Raw genomic sequence first — 18508 nt, 5'->3', positions numbered from 1 at the left:
AGCCGACTTGTACCGTCGCATCGAAGGCGCCTGGTACGGCATAGTAGGAGGCGCCACTCGACGACCTGACCAAATGTCCGGTTCAGTCGAGAATATTCCCCCGTGGTGTAATTGGCAGCACTGTGGCTTTTGGTGCCATCTGTCCGGGTTCGAGTCCTGGCGGGGGAGCCACGCCCGGTTCGGGCCCTGACAGCTCCGTCAGGGCCCGCTCCCATGTCCCCCACGAAACGCCCCGGTATCCTGCGGATGTCACCCCCACCATCCAAAAAGCCGAAGGGCAACCCCGTGAGCGCCATTCGCCCGGCAGCCGTCGTCGTTCTCGCAGCGGGTGAGGGCACCCGTATGAAGTCGGCCACACCCAAGGTCCTGCACGACATCTGCGGCCGTTCCCTGGTGGGTCATGTGCTCGCCGCCTCCCGCGAGTTGGACCCCGAGCACCTGGTCGTCGTCGTCGGGCACGCGCGTGAGCAGGTCGCCGCGCATCTCGGTCAGGTCGACGCCGGCGTCCGTACCGCGGTGCAGGAGCAGCAGAACGGCACCGGGCACGCCGTGCGGATGGCGCTGGAGGAGCTGGGCGGTGCGGTCGAGGGGACCGTGGTCGTGGTGTGCGGGGACACCCCGCTGCTGACCGGGGAGACGCTGAAGCGGCTCGCCCAGGCGCATCACGGTGACGGCAACGCGGTGACCGTGCTGACGGCGCAGGTGCCTGACGCGACCGGTTACGGCCGTATCGTGCGGGACGCCGTTTCGGGGGCCGTGACGGCGATCGTGGAGCACAAGGACGCCTCGGACGAGCAGCGGGCGATCCGGGAGATCAACTCCGGGGTGTTCGCGTTCGACGGCCAGTTGCTGGCGGACGCGCTGGGGAAGGTGCGGACGGACAACAGCCAGGGCGAGGAGTACCTGACGGACGTGCTGGGGATCCTGCGGGAGGCCGGGCACCGGGTGGGGGCGTCGGTGGCGGTGGACCACCGGGAGATCGCCGGGATCAACAACCGGGTGCAGCTGGCGGAGGCACGGCGGATCCTCAACGACCGGCTGCTGGAGCGGGCGATGCTGGACGGCGTGACGGTCGTGGACCCGGCGACGACGTGGGTGGACGTGACCGTGACGTTCGAACAGGACGCCGTCGTGCATCCGGGCACGCAGCTGCTCGGTGCGACGCACCTCGGGCAGGGTGCGGAGGTCGGGCCGAACAGCCGGCTGAAGGACACCCGGGTCGACGCCGGGGCGCGGGTGAACAACACGGTGTCCGATTCCGCTCATATCGGTGCGGACGCGAGCGTGGGACCGTATGCCTATCTGCGGCCGGGAACCCGGCTCGGGGCGAAGGGCAAGATCGGTACGTACGTGGAGACGAAGAACGCGTCGATCGGGGAGGGGACGAAGGTTCCGCATCTCTCGTACGTCGGTGATGCGACGATCGGCGAGTACTCGAACATCGGTGCGGCGAGTGTGTTCGTGAACTACGACGGCGAGAGCAAGCACCACACCACCGTCGGGTCGCACTGCAAGACGGGTTCGGACAACATGTTTGTGGCGCCTGTCACGGTCGGGGACGGTGCGTACACCGCTGCCGGGTCCGTGATCACGAAGGATGTGCCGCCCGGTTCGCTGGCCGTGGCCCGCGGCCAGCAGCGGAATATCGAGGGTTGGGTGGCCCGGAAGCGTCCGGGGAGTGCGGCGGCGAAGGCCGCCGAGGCGGCTTCCCGGCGGGGCGCGAGCGAGGACTGACCGGAAACAGGTGCGCCGAAGACGTCGTACCGTGATAAGTGCACACCCGCACCTAACCAGCTGTTTCGCCCTTCCGCGCCGGGCATTCGGGGCGCGGAGGATCCGGCTGTACGGCTGAGACACCTCTGAGGAGACAGTGCTGTGACCGGGTTCAAGACGACCGGCGAGAAGAAGATGATGTTCTTCTCCGGGCGCGCCCACCCCGAGCTTGCCGAGGAGGTCGCCCACCAGCTGGGTGTCGGGGTCGTCCCGACGAAGGCCTTCGACTTCGCGAACGGCGAGATCTATGTGCGCTACCAGGAGTCGGCGCGCGGTGCCGACTGCTTCGTGATCCAGAGCCACACGGCTCCGATCAACCAGTGGATCATGGAGCAGTTGATCATGATCGACGCGCTGAAGCGTGCGTCGGCGCGGTCCATCACCGTGATCGTGCCCTTCTACGGTTACGCGCGGCAGGACAAGAAGCACCGGGGCCGTGAACCGATCTCGGCGCGGCTGATCGCGGATCTGATGAAGACGGCGGGTGCCGACCGGATCCTGACCGTGGATCTGCACACGGACCAGATCCAGGGCTTCTTCGACGGTCCGGTGGACCACCTGTTCGCGCTTCCGCTGCTCGCGGACTACGTCGGCGCGAAGGTGGACAAGGACAAGCTGACGATCGTGTCCCCGGATGCCGGCCGGGTGCGGGTGGCGGACCGGTGGTGCGACCGGCTGGGTGCGCCGCTGGCGATCGTGCACAAGCGGCGCGACAAGGACGTGGCGAACCAGGTGACCGTCCACGAGGTCGTGGGTGAGGTCAAGGGCCGGGTGTGCGTCCTGGTCGACGACATGATCGACACGGGTGGCACGATCTGTGCGGCGGCGGACGCGCTGTTCGCGCACGGTGCGGAGGACGTCATCGTGACGGCGACGCACGGTGTGCTCTCGGGTCCGGCGGCGGACCGGCTGAAGAACTCGCGGGTGAGCGAGTTCGTGCTGACGAACACGCTGCCGACGCCGGGTGAGCTGAGCCGGGATCTGGACAAGATCACGGTGCTGTCGATCGCGCCGACGATCGCGAGTGCGGTGCGTGAGGTGTTCGAGGACGGTTCGGTGACGAGCCTGTTCGACGAGCAGTGAGCAGCGGGCAGTGAGCTGTAAAAACGCTTCTGCATGATCGTCCGCGCCCGGAGGCGCTGATCGATTTCCCGGTGGCCTCCCTCGCCGAGTAGACTTCCCCAGTTGCTCGGCGAGGGAGGCCACGCCTCCGTTATCGACGCGCTCTTCGTAGCAGGCCGTTCGTGGCCGGGTGACCACGTCCGTTTCTACCTCTACGAGGAGTGATCACCATGTCCGAGGTGAAGATCAGCGCCGAGTCGCGCACCGAGTTCGGCAAGGGTGCCGCCCGCCGTATCCGTCGTGACAACAAGGTCCCCGGTGTCCTGTACGGCCACGGTTCGGACCCGATCCACCTGACCCTCCCGGGTCACGAGCTGCTGCTCGCCCTGCGTACCTCGAACGTCCTCATCTCCCTGGACATCGACGGCAAGTCCAACGAGCTGGCGATCCCGAAGTCCGTGGTCCGCGACCCGATCAAGGGCTACCTGGAGCACGTCGACCTGCTGCTGGTCAAGCGCGGCGAGAAGGTCAACGTCGAGATCCCGGTGCACACCGAGGGCGAGCTGGCCCCCGGCGGCAACCTGCTGGAGCACGTGCTCAACGCGCTGCCGGTCGAGGCCGAGGCCACTCACATCCCCCAGGCCGTCACCGTCTCCGTCGAGGGCCTGGAGGCCGGCGCCTCCGTCCTCGCCAAGGACATCACGCTGCCGTCCGGTGTGACGCTGGCCGTCGAGGAGGACACGGTCGTCCTCCAGGTGCTGGCTGCGCAGGCGGAGGAGGCCGAGGCGGGCGAGGGCGAGGCCGAAGAGGCTGCCGAGGCCTGAGTTCAGGTGCCGTCTGCTTCATAGGCGCCCGGCGCTGGTGGCTGTGCCCACCTTCCCCCACGCTCGGCTTCGCTCGCGCGGGGGGACCCCCATCGCCCTGCGGAACGCCCGCCCACAGCAGTTAAGCTCCAGCCGCCGCTCCTTTCAGCGGAGCGGCGGCTGTGGCATGTGTGAGGAGAGATGGACGTGACGACCCCCGCAGGCGCCCCCTGGCTGATCGTGGGGCTCGGTAATCCCGGGCCCGAGTACGCGATGAACCGGCACAACGTCGGGTTCATGGTCGCGGACCTGCTCGCCGACCGGATCGGCGGGAAGTTCAAGCGGGCCGGGAAGGCTCAGGCGCAGGTCGTGGAGGGGCGGCTCGGGGCGCCGGGGCCGGGCAGCAGGCGGGTGGTGCTGGCCAAGCCGATGTCGTTCATGAATCTCTCCGGCGGCCCGGTGAACGCGCTGCGCGACTTCTACAAGGTGCCGGTCGCCAACATCGTGGCGGTCCACGACGAGCTGGACATCGACTACGGGGTGCTCCGTCTGAAGCTGGGCGGTGGGGACAACGGGCACAACGGGCTGAAGTCGATGACGAAGGCGATGGGCCCGGACTACCACCGGGTGCGGTTCGGGATCGGGCGGCCTCCGGGCCGTATGCAGGTCGCGGACTTCGTGCTGAAGGACTTCTCCTCGGCCGAGCGCAAGGAGCTGGACTACTTCGTGGACCGGGCCGCCGACGCGGTGGAGGCGCTGGTCGCGGAGGGGCTGGAGCGGGCGCAAAGCTCGTACAACTCCTGACTTGTCCCCCACTTCTCCCCTGCCTGTCCCCTGCCCGTCCGCTACGGAAGTTGACCGGCCGTAGGGACATGGCCAATGATCCCGGCCATGCCTGCTGCCTCCGCTTCCTCCCGTACGGCTCCGGTCGACGCGTTGCGTGTTCTGTCGATGGGTGCGGTCGCCGTACTGATCCTGGTCGCCGGGGTGTGGGGGTCGTGGGGCACCGCGCAGGACGTGATGCTGACGAAGGGCAAGGAGCGGGGCACGGTGACGGTGACGGCGTGCGGTGCCGACACCTGCACGGGGCCGTTCGCGCCCGCCTCGACCGGTGCGGCGAAGCGCGCGAGTGTCGTCCTCGACAAGTCGGTCGGGGTGCGCAAGGGGCAGACGTACGACGTGATCGTGAAGCCCGGTACCGGTGATGTGGTGCGGTCCGGTCCCGCCGGGGTCCTGTACGCCTGGGTGCCGCTCGGCGGTGCGCTGCTGCTGGCGTCGGTGGTGGTGGCCGGGGGGCTGCGGCTGAGGCGGGTGGCGTGGGTGCTGGGGGGTTCGGGGTTCGCGCTGCTCACGGCGGCGTTCGCGGCGTTGCAGTGAGCCGTGCGGAGCACGGCCGGTGCCCCCGGGGTGTACGACCCCGGGGGCACCGTCATGTCCGGCCGGGCCGGCGTCAGCCGGTGTTGCGCAGGCCCGCCGCCACGCCGTTGACGGTGAGGAGCAGGGCGCGGGCGAGGAGCGGGTCGGCCGGTTCGCCCGCCGCTGCCGCGTCGCGCTGGCGCTTGAGCAGGGTGACCTGGAGGTAGGAGATCGGGTCCAGGTAGGCGTCGCGGATGGTGAAGGTCTGCTTGAGGACCGGGGTGGCGTCGAGGAGTTCGGCCTCACCGGTGATCTTCAGGACCTCGGCGACGGTCAGGGCGTGCTCTTCGCGGATGGTGTCGAACACGTGCTTGAGCTCGTCGGGGACGAGGGTGTCGACGTAGTGCTGGGCGATCCGCAGGTCGGTCTTGGCGAGGGTCATCTCGACGTTGGAGATGAAGTTGCGGAAGAAGTGCCACTGCTCGTGCATCTCGTCGAGGACGGTGTCCCCTTCCTGCCGCAGGCCCGCCTCGCGCAGCGCCTTGAGGCCGGAGCCGACGCCGAACCAGCCGGGGACGATCTGCCGGGACTGGGTCCAGCCGAACACCCACGGGATGGCGCGCAGGCCGTCGAGCGAGACGCCGGAGCCGGGGCGGCGGGAGGGCCGGGAGCCCAGGTGCAGGTCGGCGAGCTGGTCCACCGGCGTCGACGCGAGGAAGTACGTCGGCAGGTCGGGGTCCTCCACCAGGCGGCGGTAGGCCGCGTGGGCGGCGTCGGAGACGACGTCCATGGCGGCGTCCCAGCGGGCCAGGGCCTCCACGGACTGGCGGGGGGCGGTGTGCAGGGCGGAGGCCTGGAGGGTGGCCGCGACCGTCAGTTCCAGGTTCTCCCGGGCGAGGGAGGGGATCAGGTACTTGTCGGAGATGACCTCGCCCTGCTCGGTCACCTTGATCTCGCCCTCCAGGGTGCCCCAGGGCTGGGCGAGGATCGCGTCGTGGGAGGGGCCGCCGCCGCGGCCCACGGTGCCGCCGCGGCCGTGGAAGAGGCGCAGCCGGACGCCGTAGCGGTGGGCGACGTCGCGCAGCCGGCGCTGGGCGCGGTGGATCTCCCACTGGCTGGTGGTGATGCCGCCGAACTTGGAGGAGTCGGAGTAGCCGAGCATGACCTCCTGGACGTCTCCGCGCAGTGCCACCAGGCGGCGGTACGACGGGTCGGAGAGCATGTCCTCCAGGATGGTGTCGGCGGCCTTGAGCTCGTCGGTGGTCTCCAGGAGCGGCACGATGCCGATCCTGGCCCAGCCGGCGTGCAGGTCCATCAGCCCGGCCTCGCGGGCGAGGACGGCGGCGGCGAAGACGTCGTCGGCGCCCTGGCACATGGAGATGATGTAGGACTCGACGACCTCGGGGCCGAAGATCTCCAGGGCCTTCTTCACGGTCTCGAAGACGCCGAGGGTCTTCGCGCCGGCCGCGTCGACGGGGGCCGGGGTGGGGGCGAGCGGCCGGCGCGAGCGGAGTTCCTTGGCGAGGAGCTTGGCGCGGTACTCGCGGGGCATGTCGGCGTAGCGCCAGGACTCCTCGCCGAGGCGGTCGAAGAGCTGGCCGAGGGCGTGGTGGTGGGCGTCGGCGTGTTCGCGGACGTCCATGGTGGCGAGCTGGAGGCCGAAGGCGGCGAGGGTGCGGATCGTGCGGGCCAGGCGGCCGTCGGCGAACAGGCCGCCGCGGTGTGCGCGCAGCGAGGTCTGGATCAGCCGCAGGTCGCCGAGGAGCTCGGCGGTGCCGAGGTAGTCGCGGCCGGGTTCGTGCGGGGTGCCGGTGGCCAGGCGCTGCTTGGTGTTGGTGAGCTTCTGCCGGATGCAGGTGGCCTTGAGGCGGTAGGGCTCCTCGGCGTTGAGGCGCTTGTAGCGGGGGCTGATCCCGGGGAGCAGCTCCAGGTCGGCCCGCAGGGACTCCAGCAGCTCTTCCGTGGCACCCGTGTAGCGGATGGAGTTGGAGAGGAAGCCGCGGAGTTCGTCGATCATCTCCAGGGCGTCGTTGATGCCGTGCTCGTGCTGGAGGATCAGGACGTCCCAGGTGACCTGGGGGGTGACGTTGGGGTTGCCGTCGCGGTCGCCGCCGATCCAGGTGCCGAAGGTGAGGGGGCGGGTGTCGTCGGGGAGCTTGACGCCGACCCGCTCCAGTTCCGCGGTGAGGTCCTCCAGGACGTCCCCGACCGCGTCGGCGTGCAGCTCGTCCAGGTAGTAGATGGCGTTGCGGGCCTCGTCGGCGGGTTCCGGGCGGACCACGCGGAGCTCGTCGGTCTGCCAGACGAGGTCGATGTTCTCGGCGAGGCGGATGTCGGTGCGGCGGCGGTCGGCCTCGATGAGCGGGGTGTCCAGGAGCGCGGCGATGCGCCGGAGCTTGTTGAGGACCGAACGGCGTGCGGCCTCGGTGGGGTGCGCGGTGAACACCGGGCGGACGTTGAGGTTCTGCACGGTCTCGCGCAGGTGCTCGGGGTCGGCGTCCTTGAGCCGGTCGGCGGTGCGGGCGAGGAGGCCGCCCTCGGCGGCGCGGCGGGCGCGCAGCTCGCGGCCGCGGTGCACCTGCTCGGTGACGTTGGCGAGGTGGAAGTAGGTGGAGAAGGCGCGGACCAGCTTGGCGGCGGTCTCCAGTTCGGTGCCGCGCAGCAGTTCGGCGGCTGCCTCGCCGTCCTCGCGGGTGAGACGGCGGACCTTCTCGACGAGCTCCAGCAGCTCGGGGCCCTCCTGGCGGACGAGGGTCTCGCCGAGGAGGTCGCCCAGCCGGCGGATGTCGGCGCGCAGCTCACTGCCGGTCGTGGTGGTCTGGTCGTCGGCACTGCTCACAGGTGCGGCTCCTTGCAGTGTTGAAGCTCGTCTGGAGGGAACCCGTCCGTCGGCCGAGCGGCAGGTGGCGCCTGTCCGCATAGCGGCCGGACATCAGGGAAGGAAACAGAGCGGACCGCGCTGTCCGACCGACTCCAAGGATAGGTGTCCATGAGGACGCGCAGGTGCTGGGGCTCTTGCCGTGAGACGCCCCACTGCCATACTTACGTCGCCGTAGGTTACGGAACCGTAGGGAAGCTCCTTTGCCGTCCCGTTCGGTCGCCGCGGATCGGCGCATCTCTCAACCCTCGACCCCACAGGGGACGCGCATGACCTCGTCTAGTTCCGATGTGATCGAAGACCCCCGGAAGGCGGCCGACACCGGGCTCACATCCGCCACCCTCGGGGGTGAGCGGAAGGGTTCGCTGGAGCAGATCACCCTGCTGCTGTTCATCGTCGTGCCGTTCCTCGCGCTGCTGGCGGCGGTGCCACTGGCGTGGGGATGGGGCGTGAGCTGGCTCGACCTGGGCCTGATGGTGTTCTTCTACTACCTGGGCTGTCACGGTGTGACGATCGGTTACCACCGTTACTTCACCCACGGTTCCTTCAAGGCGAAGCGGCCGCTCAGGATCGCGCTGGCGATCGCCGGGTCGATGGCGGTGGAGGGGCCGCTGGTGCGCTGGGTGGCCGACCACCGCAAGCACCACAAGTTCTCCGACGCCGAGGGCGACCCGCATTCGCCGTGGCGGTACGGCGAGACCGTGCCGGCGTTGATCAAGGGCCTGTGGTGGGCGCACATCGCCTGGATGTTCGACGAGGAGCGGACCCCGCAGGACAAGTACGCGCCGGATCTGGTCAAGGACCCGGCGATCCGGACGATCTCCCGCCAGTTCATCTACTGGACCGTCGTCTCCCTGGCGCTGCCGCCGCTGATCGGCGGGCTGGTGACGATGTCGTGGTGGGGTGCGTTCACGGCGTTCTTCTGGGGGTCACTCGTGCGGGTGGCGCTGCTCCACCACGTGACCTGGTCGATCAACTCGATCTGTCACGCGGTGGGCAAGCGGCCGTTCAGGTCGCGGGACCGGTCGGGCAACGTGTGGTGGCTGGCGGTCCTGTCCTGCGGCGAGTCCTGGCACAACCTGCACCACGCCGACCCGACGTCGGCGCGGCACGGGGTGGAGCGCGGCCAGATCGACTCGTCGGCGCGGATCATCCGCTGGTGCGAGCAGCTGGGCTGGGCGTACGACGTGCGCTGGCCGTCACGCTCACGTATCGATTCGCGCCGTAACACCGGGGAAGGCGGCTCCCCGCAGGGGGCTCAGGCCGCGAAGGCGGCATGATTGACGGCGTGGCGACCGACTCCAGCACCCCCAGTACCGACAAGCAGCGGCGGGCGCGTCGTACCCGTATGACCGGTGCGGAGCGCCGCCAGCAGCTGTTGGAGATCGGTCGCACCCTGTTCGCGGCGAAGGGGTTCGAGGGCACGTCGGTGGAGGAGATCGCGGCGAAGGCCGGGGTGTCCAAGCCGGTGGTGTACGAGCACTTCGGCGGCAAGGAGGGGCTGTACGCGGTGGTGGTCGACCGGGAGATGCGGCGCCTGCTGGACATGGTGACCGGCTCGCTGACCGCCGGCCATCCGCGGGAGCTGTGCGAGCAGGCCGCGTTCGCGCTGCTCGACTACATCGAGGAGTACACGGACGGGTTCCGGATCCTGGTCCGGGACTCTCCGATCCCGCAGTCGACGGGTTCCTTCGCGTCTCTCATCTCGGACATCGCGACCCAGGTGGAGGACATCCTGGGCCGCGAGTTCAAGAGCCGCGGCTTCGACCCCAAGCTGGCCCCGCTGTACGCGCAGGCGCTGGTCGGGATGGTCGCGCTGACCGGCCAGTGGTGGCTGGACGTGCGCCGCCCGAAGAAGGCGGAGGTCGCCGCCCACCTGGTGAACCTGGCCTGGCACGGCCTCGACGGCCTGGAGCAGAAGCCGCGGCTGATAGGGCACCGCAAGGCGTGAGCCCTGAGCCGGGTGCTCGGGGCTGGTGCGGGTCAGTGCTTGAAGATGTCCTTCATCTTCTCCTTGGCCTGGCGGGCGTCGCCCTTCGACTGCTCCAGGCGTCCTTCGGCCTCCTTGGGCGCGTCGTGCGTGACGCGTCCGCCGACCTCCTTGGCCTTGCCCTTGATCTGTTCCTTCTTGGCCTTGGCCTTCTGCTCTCGTGCCACAGTCGATCACTCCTGACCGCTGGTAATCGGATCTCGGCACTCCGGGTAACCCTGACCGGGTCGGCGCAAACAGCGGCTCAGGGAGCCGGTTCCAGGAACTCCAGGCGGTTGCCGACCGGGTCCTGGGAGAAGAAGCGGCGGTGTCCGGGGAGGTCCTCGTCCCAGGTGACGGGGGCGCCGCCGGCTTCGATCCGTTCGGCGTACGCCTCGATGTCCGTGACCCGCAGTCCGGGGTGGGCCTGCAGGGCGGGGCGGAAGGCCGCCTCGACCCCGAGGTGCAGGTGGACGGTCCCGGCCCGGAACCAGCAGCCGCCGCGGGCCGCGAGCACGGGCGGCTTGGGGATCTCGGTCATGCCGAGAAGGTCGACGTAGTAGGCGCGCAGCAGGTCCTCCGAGCCCGGCGGTACGGCGAGCTGGACGTGGTCGAGGGCGGTGAGCATCAGGCGTCCTCCCTGCGGGCGACGGCGAACAGGCGGCGGAAGGGCAGGAGCGTGCCGTAGGGGGCGCTCGGGTAGGCCTCCCGCAGCAGGTCGCGGTAGTCGGCGACGAAGTCGTCCCGGGCCTCGGGGTCGTCGCCGAGGGCGGTGAGGACGGGACGCAGTCCGGTGCCCTTGACCCAGTCCAGGACGGGGTCCTCGCCGGTCAGGACGTGCAGGTAGGTGGTCTCCCAGACGTCGGTGGCGCAGCCGAGGCGGGCGAGCCGGTCGAGGTAGGCGGCGGGCGGGTGGACGGAGTCCTCGTGGCGCAGCACGTCGGCGAGCCGGGCCTTCCAGCGGGGCGTGGCGGCGAGCTCGCGCATCAGGGCGTGCAGGGGCGCGTCGATGTTGTGGGGCACCTGGAAGGCGAAGGTGCCGCCGGGAGCGAGCGCGTCGAGCCAGTCGGCGAAGCGGTCCAGGTGGCCGGGGACCCACTGGAGCGCCGCGTTGGACACGATCAGGTCGTACGGCCCGGCGGGCGCCCAGGTGCGCAGGTCGGCGTGGGCGAAGTCGAGGCGGCCGCCGCCGGGAGTGGGGCCTGCGTGGTCCACCTCGGCCTGGTCGAGCATCGGGGTCGAGTTGTCGTAGCCGGTGATGCGCGCGCTGGGCCAGCGGTCGGCGAGGACGGCGGTGACGTTGCCGGGCCCGCAGCCGAGGTCGGCGATGGCCGGGGGGTCGCCGGGGAGGGCGGGGACGTGGGCGAGGAGGTCGGTGAAGGCGCGGGCGCGGTGGCCGGAGTGACGGAGGTACTGGGCGGGGTCCCAGGCAGGAGTCGTCATGTCCTCCACCTTCCCCGTCCAGGTATCTCGATGTCAAGAGACTCGACATCAAGAGACTTCACGTCGACACAACCACTACACTGATCGCCATGGAGGACGAGGTCGATCGGCTGGTCGCTGCGTGGCGCCGGGAGCGCCCGGACCTCGACGTGGAACCGCTCGAGGTGCTCAGCCGGGTGAGCCGACTGGCGCGGCACCTGGACCGGGCACGTCGGCTGGCCTTCGCCGAGCACAGCCTGGAGCCCTGGGAGTTCGACGTGCTCACCGCGCTCAGGCGCGCCGGTACGCCGTACCAGCTCTCCCCCGGGCAGCTGCTGACCCAGACCCTGGTCACCTCGGGGACGATGACCAACCGCATCGACCGGCTGGCCAAGAAGGGCCTCGTCGAGCGGCTGCCGGACCCGAGCGACCGGCGCGGTGTGCTGGTCCGGCTCACCACCGAGGGCCAGGACCGCGCGGACCAGGCCCTGGCGGGCCTCCTCGCCCAGGAGCGGGCCATCCTCGGTGAGCTCTCCCCCGCCCAGCGGGCGGAACTCGCCGGGCTGCTGCGGCAGTTGACCGCCCCGTTCGACAACATCCCGGGCTAGGCAGCGCCCCCGCAGGGGCGCGGGGAACTGCGCGACCAGCCACGACGGCGCCGCAGTCGACATACGGCCTGGTGCGCCGCTCAGGCGCTGCTGCTCTCCTCCGGCATGATCCGCCCGGCGGGCCCCAGGTCCACCGGGCCCACTCCCGCCCGCCGTGCCAGCGCGACCGCGGCCAGGGTGGAGTGGACGCCCAGCTTGCCGAGGACGTTCTGCATGTGGGTGCGGACGGTGTGCGGGGACAGGAAGAGGCGCTCGGCGACCGCCTTGCGCCCCAGGCCCGCCACCATGCACCGGAGTACTTCCCGCTCCCTCGGCGTGAGGGACTCCACCAGGCGCTCGCTCTCGGTGCGGTGCTTGCGGGCCGCGGTCAGCTCCCGCAGGACGCCCGTGAGCAGGGCCGGCGGCAGATGCGTCTCGTCGCGCAGCACGCCCCGGATGACGTTGAGCAGCCGGGACAGCGAGCAGTCCTTGGCGACCCAGCCGCAGGCGCCGGCCTGCAGCGCCAGGGCCGCGCGCCGCGGGTCGTCCTTCTCGGCGAGGACGACGACCCGGACGGCCGGATGCGCCGAACGGACCCCGGCGACCAGCGATATGCCGTCGACCAGCCCCTCCGCGTTGGCCTCCTGCACCGGCACGGCCGCCCGGCCGCCCGGCAGTTGACCGCCCAGGTCGGCGTCGACGAGCAGCACGTCGTAGCGGCGGCCCTCGGCGACCGCGCGCTCCAGGCAGCGCAGCGCGGCCGGACCGCTGCCGGCCGCGGACACGTCGACGTCGGGCTCGGCGGCCAGTGCGGCGGCCAGCGACTCGGCGAAGATGCGGTGGTCGTCGACGACCAGGACTCGGATGCGAACCACGAAACCCCCTTCCCCTGTGCTCTTCACGAGCCGGGGATACCCCAAGGTCCGGAGAACGACGAACCGTGCGGACACGACACCCGCGGGAGGACGGAACCGCACGACCGCCGCCGTGCCTGAACTGCTACCCCCACCGCGGGCGTCGTATCCGACTTGTCTCGCCCCCTGATCAGTGCCGGCCCCCACCGGCACTGCTCATCAGAGTACGACCGGTCGCCGTGAGCGGAAGGCAATTTGCAGAACTGCCCGGCCGACGCGTTTATGGTGTGCCGCATGTTTCGTATTGAGGCGGAAGTCGACAAGGAACGACGCGATCTGCTCCGCGCGCGGCTGCTGGCCACCAACACGGCGGCCTCTCCGGTCCTGGCCGCGCTGCGCGGCACCCCGGCCGAACGCGAAGTGCCCCTGCACCTCTGGGCGATGGACGAGAGTTCGGGGGACGTGGCCGGCGGTCTGGTCGGGCACAGCTGGGCGTCCTGGCTGCATGTCACGTACCTGTGGGTGGACGCCCGCCACCGCGGCACCGGCCTCGGCGGCAGCCTGCTCGCGGAGGCCGAGCGCATCGCCCGCACCGACCGCGCCTGCACCGCGGCCCGCCTGGAGACCTGGGACTTCCAGGCCCCGGAGTTCTACCGGAAGCAGGGGTACGACGTGGTGTGCGTGATCCCCGACTACCCGCCGGGGATCACGGAGTACACGCTGACGAAGCGGCTGGGCTGAGCCTCAGCTCTCCCGGCGGGCGCCCGCCGACGGCACCGCCTCGAAGACCCGCGGGGCCTTGAACCCGGCCGCCGCGAAGGCCTCCTCGACCGCCTTCGCGATCGTGTCGACGTCGGCCGCCTCCGCGAGGACGATCGCCGAGCCGCCGAAGCCGCCGCCGGTCATCCGGGCACCCAGCGCGCCGGCCGCGTTCGCCGCCTCCACGACCAGGTCCAGCTCGGGGCAGGAGACCTGGAAGTCGTCGCGGAGGGAGGCGTGGCCCTCGGTGAGGACCGGGCCGATGGCACGGGTGTCGCCCGCTTCGAGGAGGGCGACGACGCGCTCGACGCGGTGGTCCTCGGTGACGACGTGCCGGACCAGGCGCCGCACCTCCGCCTCGTCACCGAGGCGTTCGAGCGACGCGTCGAGGTCGTCGTAGGCGATGTCCCGCAGCGCGTCCACGCCCAGCAGGGCCGCGCCCTTCTCGCAGCCGGCGCGGCGCTTGCCGTACTCGCCGCCGCTGTGGGCGTGCTTGACCTGGGTGTCGACGACCAGCAGGCGCATGCCCTCGGCCGCGAGGTCGAAGGGGATCTGCTTCTGCGAGAGGTCGCGGGTGTCCAGGAACAGGGCGTGGCCCTGCTCGCAGCAGGCGGACGCCGTCTGGTCCATGATGCCGGTCGGCGCCCCGACGTAGACGTTCTCCGCGCGCTGGCACAGGCGGGCCAGCTGCCAGCGCTGCAGGCCCAGTTCGAAGAGGTCGTTGAGCGCGAGGGCGATCACCACCTCCAGGGCCGCGGAGGAGGACAGGCCGGCGCCGGTCGGCACGGTGGAGGCGAGGTGGACGTCGGCGCCGGTGACCGGGTGGCCGGCCTCGCGCAGCGCCCAGACCACACCCGCCGGGTACGCCGTCCACTCGTGGTCGGTACCGGGCTCCAGGGCGTCGAGGGAGAACTCGACGACCCCGCCCTCGACGTCCGAGGAGTGCAGCCGCAGCACTCCGTCGGCGCGGCGGGCGACGGCGGCCGTCGCCACGTGCGGCAGGGCGAACGGCATCACGAAGCCGTCGTTGTAGTCGGTGTGCTCGCCGATCAGGTTGACCCGGCCCGGCGCCGCCCAGACGCCGTCGGGAGCCGTGCCGTACAGCTCCTCGAAGGCGCCTCTCACCTGTACTGCTGCCCCCACTACCGCTCCCTTGAGATGTGCTGCGCGAACTCCCAGGCGTCCGCGACGATCCCCGCGAGGTCCGCGCGGGTCGGGTTCCAGCCCAGCTTCTCGCGGGCGGTGGCCGCCGAGGCGACCAGGACGGCCGGGTCGCCGCCCCGGCGCGGGGCGACGACCTCGGGAATCGGGTGGCCGGTGACCTGGCGGACGGTCTCGATGACCTCGCGGACCGAGAAGCCCTCGCCGTTGCCGAGGTTGCAGATCAGGTGCTCGCCGGGCCGGGCGGCCGTGAGGGCCAGCAGGTGGGCGTCGGCCAGGTCGGCGACGTGGATGTAGTCGCGGATGCAGGTGCCGTCGGGCGTCGGGTAGTCGTCGCCGAAGACGGAGATGGCCTCGCGCCTGCCCTGGGCCACCTGGAGGACCAGCGGGATCAGGTGCGACTCGGGGTCGTGGCGCTCGCCCTGCGCGCCGTACGCGCCGGCCACGTTGAAGTAGCGCAGGGAGACCGCGCCCAGGCCGTGCGCGGCCGCCTCGCCGGTGATCATGTGGTCGACGGCGAGCTTGGTGGCGCCGTAGGGCGAGGTGGGGGCGGTCGGGTCGGTCTCGGTGATCGGGGTGTGGACGGGCTCGCCGTAGGTGGCCGCCGTGGAGGAGAAGACGAGCTTGCGGACACCCGCCTCGCGCATCGCGGCGAGCAGCGCCATGGTGCCGCCGACGTTGTTGTCCCAGTACTTCTCGGGCTTCACGACGGACTCGCCGACCTGGGAGAACGCGGCGAAGTGCAGCACCGCGTCGTAGGACGGGTCCAGCCACTTGGCGGCGTCGCGGATGTCGCCCTCGACGAAGGCGGCGCCCGCCGGGACCCCCTCGCGGAAGCCCGTGGACAGGTTGTCCAGGACGGTGACCTCGTGGCCCGCCTCCAGCAGGTGCTGGGCAACCACGCTGCCGACGTATCCTGCCCCGCCCGTCACCAGGTACTTCATCAACTCGCTACCTCTCGCAGTCGCTCGGCCGCGCGCTCCGGCGGCACGTCGTTGATGAACACGCTCATGCCTGATTCGGAACCCGCGAGAAACTTCAGCTTGCCGGACGTTCGGCGGATGGTGAAAAGCTCCAGGTGCAGCGCGAAATCGTCGCGCGTGACACCGTCGAACTCCTCCAGCGTCCCGAACGGCGCCTGGTGCCAGGCGGCGATGTAGGGCGTGGGAGGCTCACCCTCGCCGAAGATACGGTCGAACCGCCTCAAGAGTTCCAGATAAACCTGGGGGAACTCTGAGCGCGCCCCCTCGTCGAGGCCGAGCAGGTCGGGGACGCGGCGCCTCGGGTACAGGTGGACCTCGTAGGGCCAGTGTGCCGCGTACGGCACGAAGGCGACCCAGTGTTCACCCTCAAGGACGACGCGTTCGTCGGCGAGTTCACGCTCCAGCACGGCGTCGAAGAGGTTCTCGCCGCCGGTGGCCTCCTTGTGCTGCGCGAGCGAACGCAGCATCAGGGCGGTGCGCGGGGTGGTGAAGGGGTAGGCGTAGATCTGGCCGTGCGGGTGACCGAGCGTCACGCCGATCTCCTCGCCGCGGTTCTCGAAGCAGAACACCTGCTCGACGGAGGGGAGATGCGACAGTTCCGAGGTCCGGTCGGTCCACGCGTCGAGGACGAGCCGCGCCTGCTCCTCGGTGAGGGAGGCGAAGGACGCGTCGTGGTCCGAGGTGAAGCAGACCACCTCGCAGCGCCCGGAGTCGCCGGCCAGCGAGGGGAAACGGTTCTCGAAGACCACGACGTCGTACGACGAGTCGGGGATCTCGCTCAGCCGGTCGCCCTTGGTCGGGCACAGCGGGCACTGGTCGGCCGGCGGGTGGTAGGTGCGGCCCTGCCGGTGCGAGGCGATCGCGACCTGGTCGCCGAGCAGCACGTCCCGGCGGATTTCCGAGGTGGTGTGCGTCCGCTCCAGCGGGCGGCGGTCCACCGCGTCCCGCACGGTGTCGTCGCGCAGGTCGTAGTAGATGAGTTCGCGACCGTCGGCCAGCCGGGTCGAGGTCTTCTTCACTGCGGACTCCCATTGATCGAGCCAGCCAACCATCCAACAGAACCGAACACACCAAAACACAACTCACCACGCCAGTCAACATCGCAATCAATCAAGGTGAGACAACGAAAGTGTTGAATTACTGGGTGCAGAACCCCACAGATGCCCCCGTATCCCCCACATACCTCGCGACAGACCTCACCACGGACCTCGCGGCGGGGCTGCGGCTCCCGACCAACGGCCTGGACTACACGATCCTCGCGATCTACTTCGTCGTCGTCCTGGGCATCGGCTTCGCGGCCCGCCGCTCGGTGCGGACCAGCCTCGACTTCTTCCTCTCCGGGCGGTCGCTGCCCGCCTGGATCACCGGTCTCGCGTTCATCTCGGCCAACCTGGCCGCCACCGAGATCCTCGGGATGGCCGCCAACAGCGCGCAGTACGGTGCGTACACCGTGCACTGGTACTGGATCGGCGCCATTCCGGCCATGGTCTTCCTCGGCCTGGTGATGATGCCCTTCTACTACGGCAGCAAGGTCCGCTCGGTCCCCGAGATGCTGCTGCTCCGCTTCGACAGAGCCGCACACCTGCTCAGTTCGATCCTGTTCGCCTTCGCTGCCATTCTGATCGCCGGTGTGAACCTGTACGCCCTGGCGATCGTCGTGGAGGCGCTCCTCGGCTGGCCGCAGTGGGTGGCGATCGTGGTGGCCGGCGCGTTCGTGCTGGCCTACATCACCCTCGGCGGTCTCTCCTCGGCCATCTACAACGAGGTCCTGCAGTTCTTCGTGATCCTTGCCGCCCTGATCCCGCTGTCCGTGCTCGGCCTGAAGAAGGTGGGCGGCTGGGACGGCCTGGTCGACAGGCTCACCGCCACCCACGGCCACAACTTCACGACCGCCTGGGGCGGCACCGGCATCGGCTCCGTCAACCCGCTCGGCGCGAACTGGCTGACCATCGTCCTCGGCCTCGGCTTCGTGCTCTCCTTCGGCTACTGGACGACGAACTTCGCCGAGGTGCAGCGCGCCCTGTCGGCGAAGAACCTGTCCGCCGCCCAGCGCACGCCGCTGATCGCCGCCTACCCGAAGATCTTCATCGTCTTCCTGGTGATGATCCCGGGCCTGGTCGCCGCCGCGCTGGTGCCGGACATCGGCACGTCCGGCTCGGACCTGCAGTACAACGACGCGATCCCCTACCTGATGTCGCAGCTGCTGCCCAACGGTGTCCTCGGCATCGCGGTCACCGGGCTGCTGGCGGCCTTCATGGCCGGCATGGCGGCCAACGTGTCGTCCTTCAACACCGTGTTCACGACGGACATCTGGGCGAAGTACGTGGTGAAAGGCCGGGAGGACGGCTACTACGTGCGCTTCGGACGCCTCATCACGGTGATCGGCGTCTGCGCGTCCGTCGGTACGGCGTTCCTCGCGTCGTCGTTCTCGAACATCATGAGCTACCTCCAGACGCTGTTCTCCTTCTTCAACGTGCCGATGTTCGTCGTCTTCATCGTCGGCATGTTCTGGAAGCGGGCCTCGGCGAAATCCGGCTTCTGGGGGCTGCTCGCGGGCACCGTGACCGCGATGGTCAACTACTTCGTCCTCTACAAGAGGGGCGTCATCGGCATCCCCACCGACCAGGGCGCCAACTTCGTCTCCGCGATCGCCGGTTTCGTCGCCGGCGCGGTCGTGATGGTGATCGTGTCCCTGTTCACCGCGCCCAAGCCGGAGGCGGAGCTGGCCGGCCTCGTCTACGGCACGACGTCCCCGGGGATGACCGAGGCGCCCGCGCCGGGCGACGAGGCCTGGTACCGGCGGCCGGCGCTCCTCGGCTGGGGCGCGGTGATCATCGCCGCCGCCTGCTACATCCCGTTCTCGTTCTCGTTCTAGTCCCGGTCGCGGGAGGATGGAGAGAC

General features: G+C 70.1%; 18 protein-coding genes and 1 tRNA gene. 11 read left to right on the top strand and 8 right to left on the bottom strand.

What is annotated here, in order from left to right; genetic code table 11:
- Window positions 1–96: 96 nt before the first annotated feature.
- The 6 genes from ACIQVL_RS34160 to ACIQVL_RS34135 all read left to right on the top strand — a co-directional run bounded on the left by ACIQVL_RS34160 (window position 97) and on the right by ACIQVL_RS34135 (window position 5015).
- Window positions 97–171, top strand: a tRNA-Gln gene (locus ACIQVL_RS34160).
- 114 nt (window positions 172–285) lie between these two features.
- Window positions 286–1734, top strand: coding sequence for a bifunctional UDP-N-acetylglucosamine diphosphorylase/glucosamine-1-phosphate N-acetyltransferase GlmU (gene glmU, locus ACIQVL_RS34155; protein WP_403477280.1), 1449 nt, complete (start codon window positions 286–288; stop codon window positions 1732–1734).
- Window positions 1735–1875: 141 nt separating this feature from the next.
- Window positions 1876–2856: a ribose-phosphate diphosphokinase gene (locus ACIQVL_RS34150; protein ID WP_362596192.1), complete on the top strand. Its 981-nt coding sequence runs from the start codon at window positions 1876–1878 to the stop codon at window positions 2854–2856.
- Window positions 2857–3065: 209 nt separating this feature from the next.
- Window positions 3066–3659 (top strand): 50S ribosomal protein L25/general stress protein Ctc, encoded by a 594-nt coding sequence (locus tag ACIQVL_RS34145; protein ID WP_403437218.1) that lies wholly within the window; start codon window positions 3066–3068, stop codon window positions 3657–3659.
- 180 nt (window positions 3660–3839) lie between these two features.
- Window positions 3840–4442, top strand: a complete 603-nt coding sequence (gene pth / locus ACIQVL_RS34140) for an aminoacyl-tRNA hydrolase (RefSeq protein ID WP_382724548.1) — start codon at window positions 3840–3842, stop codon at window positions 4440–4442.
- Window positions 4443–4517: 75 nt separating this feature from the next.
- Entirely contained in the window at window positions 4518–5015 is a 498-nt protein-coding gene (locus ACIQVL_RS34135; protein ID WP_403437216.1) for a hypothetical protein, read from the top strand.
- 73 nt (window positions 5016–5088) lie between these two features.
- On the opposite strand, the gene ppc is transcribed toward ACIQVL_RS34135, so the two are convergent.
- Window positions 5089–7833, bottom strand: a complete 2745-nt coding sequence (ppc, locus tag ACIQVL_RS34130) for a phosphoenolpyruvate carboxylase (protein WP_403437214.1) — start codon at window positions 7831–7833, stop codon at window positions 5089–5091.
- 308 nt (window positions 7834–8141) lie between these two features.
- Between ppc and ACIQVL_RS34125 the strand changes: the two genes are divergently transcribed.
- Both ACIQVL_RS34125 and ACIQVL_RS34120 read left to right on the top strand, forming a co-directional pair.
- Window positions 8142–9152 carry an acyl-CoA desaturase gene (locus ACIQVL_RS34125; protein ID WP_403437212.1) on the top strand — a complete coding sequence of 337 codons (1011 nt, stop codon included), beginning with the start codon at window positions 8142–8144 and terminating at the stop codon, window positions 9150–9152.
- Window positions 9149–9823 (top strand): TetR/AcrR family transcriptional regulator, encoded by a 675-nt coding sequence (locus tag ACIQVL_RS34120; protein WP_351710660.1) that lies wholly within the window; start codon window positions 9149–9151, stop codon window positions 9821–9823. Before ACIQVL_RS34125 ends, ACIQVL_RS34120 begins: the two co-directional genes overlap by 4 nt.
- A 32-nt stretch (window positions 9824–9855) precedes the next feature.
- On the opposite strand, the gene ACIQVL_RS34115 is transcribed toward ACIQVL_RS34120, so the two are convergent.
- The 3 genes from ACIQVL_RS34115 to ACIQVL_RS34105 form a co-directional block, all read right to left on the bottom strand.
- On the bottom strand, window positions 9856–10029 hold the full coding sequence (locus ACIQVL_RS34115) for a CsbD family protein (protein ID WP_403437211.1): 174 nt from the start codon (window positions 10027–10029) through the stop codon (window positions 9856–9858).
- Between the two features lie 77 nt (window positions 10030–10106).
- Window positions 10107–10469, bottom strand: coding sequence for a VOC family protein (locus tag ACIQVL_RS34110; protein ID WP_403437209.1), 363 nt, complete (start codon window positions 10467–10469; stop codon window positions 10107–10109).
- On the bottom strand, window positions 10469–11284 hold the full coding sequence (locus tag ACIQVL_RS34105) for a trans-aconitate 2-methyltransferase (protein ID WP_403437208.1): 816 nt from the start codon (window positions 11282–11284) through the stop codon (window positions 10469–10471). The genes ACIQVL_RS34110 and ACIQVL_RS34105 overlap by 1 nt, the downstream gene beginning before the upstream one ends.
- Before the next feature lie 89 nt (window positions 11285–11373).
- Between ACIQVL_RS34105 and tamR the strand changes: the two genes are divergently transcribed.
- Window positions 11374–11871, top strand: coding sequence for a MarR family transcriptional regulator TamR (gene tamR / locus ACIQVL_RS34100; RefSeq protein WP_403437207.1), 498 nt, complete (start codon window positions 11374–11376; stop codon window positions 11869–11871).
- An 80-nt stretch (window positions 11872–11951) separates the two neighbouring features.
- Here the strand turns inward: tamR and ACIQVL_RS34095 are convergent, their stop codons facing one another.
- Entirely contained in the window at window positions 11952–12725 is a 774-nt protein-coding gene (locus ACIQVL_RS34095) for a response regulator transcription factor (RefSeq protein ID WP_293997381.1), read from the bottom strand.
- Window positions 12726–12986: 261 nt separating this feature from the next.
- Between ACIQVL_RS34095 and ACIQVL_RS34090 the strand changes: the two genes are divergently transcribed.
- Window positions 12987–13445 carry a GNAT family N-acetyltransferase gene (locus ACIQVL_RS34090; protein WP_403437386.1) on the top strand — a complete coding sequence of 153 codons (459 nt, stop codon included), beginning with the start codon at window positions 12987–12989 and terminating at the stop codon, window positions 13443–13445.
- Between the two features lie 3 nt (window positions 13446–13448).
- Here ACIQVL_RS34090 and galK read toward each other — a convergent pair whose 3' ends face one another.
- From galK to galT, 3 genes are read right to left on the bottom strand one after another with little or no spacing between them, the layout of a single operon-like run.
- Entirely contained in the window at window positions 13449–14606 is a 1158-nt protein-coding gene (gene galK / locus ACIQVL_RS34085) for a galactokinase (protein WP_403477279.1), read from the bottom strand.
- The gene (gene galE, locus ACIQVL_RS34080; protein WP_403437203.1) at window positions 14606–15568 is read right to left on the bottom strand and encodes a UDP-glucose 4-epimerase GalE; all 963 of its coding nucleotides are present in this window, start codon (window positions 15566–15568) and stop codon (window positions 14606–14608) included. Before galE ends, galK begins: the two co-directional genes overlap by 1 nt.
- Window positions 15568–16626 (bottom strand): galactose-1-phosphate uridylyltransferase, encoded by a 1059-nt coding sequence (galT, locus tag ACIQVL_RS34075; protein WP_403477278.1) that lies wholly within the window; start codon window positions 16624–16626, stop codon window positions 15568–15570. Before galT ends, galE begins: the two co-directional genes overlap by 1 nt.
- Window positions 16627–16751: 125 nt before the next feature.
- Here galT and ACIQVL_RS34070 point away from each other — a divergent pair, with 125 nt between their 5' ends.
- Window positions 16752–18482: a sodium:solute symporter family protein gene (locus ACIQVL_RS34070; RefSeq protein WP_403437200.1), complete on the top strand. Its 1731-nt coding sequence runs from the start codon at window positions 16752–16754 to the stop codon at window positions 18480–18482.
- Window positions 18483–18508: the final 26 nt, after the last annotated feature.

Source organism: Streptomyces sp. NPDC090499, assembly GCF_044769305.1.
Lineage (GTDB): Bacteria > Actinomycetota > Actinomycetes > Streptomycetales > Streptomycetaceae > Streptomyces.
This window is presented reverse-complemented; position numbering and strand designations above follow the sequence as displayed.

Bases quoted from the DNA above. Each gene is read 5' to 3' on its own strand.
- ACIQVL_RS34145 (WP_403437218.1), top strand. From the start codon at position 3,066: ATGTCCGAGGTGAAGATCAGCGCCGAGTCGCGCACCGAGTTCGGCAAG.
- pth (WP_382724548.1), top strand. From the start codon at position 3,840: ATGGACGTGACGACCCCCGCAGGCGCCCCCTGGCTGATCGTGGGGCTC.
- ACIQVL_RS34135 (WP_403437216.1), top strand. From the start codon at position 4,518: ATGATCCCGGCCATGCCTGCTGCCTCCGCTTCCTCCCGTACGGCTCCG.
- ACIQVL_RS34125 (WP_403437212.1), top strand. From the start codon at position 8,142: ATGACCTCGTCTAGTTCCGATGTGATCGAAGACCCCCGGAAGGCGGCC.
- ACIQVL_RS34120 (WP_351710660.1), top strand. From the start codon at position 9,149: ATGATTGACGGCGTGGCGACCGACTCCAGCACCCCCAGTACCGACAAG.
- ACIQVL_RS34110 (WP_403437209.1), bottom strand. From the start codon at position 10,469: ATGCTCACCGCCCTCGACCACGTCCAGCTCGCCGTACCGCCGGGCTCG.
- ACIQVL_RS34105 (WP_403437208.1), bottom strand. From the start codon at position 11,284: ATGACGACTCCTGCCTGGGACCCCGCCCAGTACCTCCGTCACTCCGGC.
- tamR (WP_403437207.1), top strand. From the start codon at position 11,374: ATGGAGGACGAGGTCGATCGGCTGGTCGCTGCGTGGCGCCGGGAGCGC.
- ACIQVL_RS34090 (WP_403437386.1), top strand. From the start codon at position 12,987: ATGGTGTGCCGCATGTTTCGTATTGAGGCGGAAGTCGACAAGGAACGA.
- galE (WP_403437203.1), bottom strand. From the start codon at position 15,568: ATGAAGTACCTGGTGACGGGCGGGGCAGGATACGTCGGCAGCGTGGTT.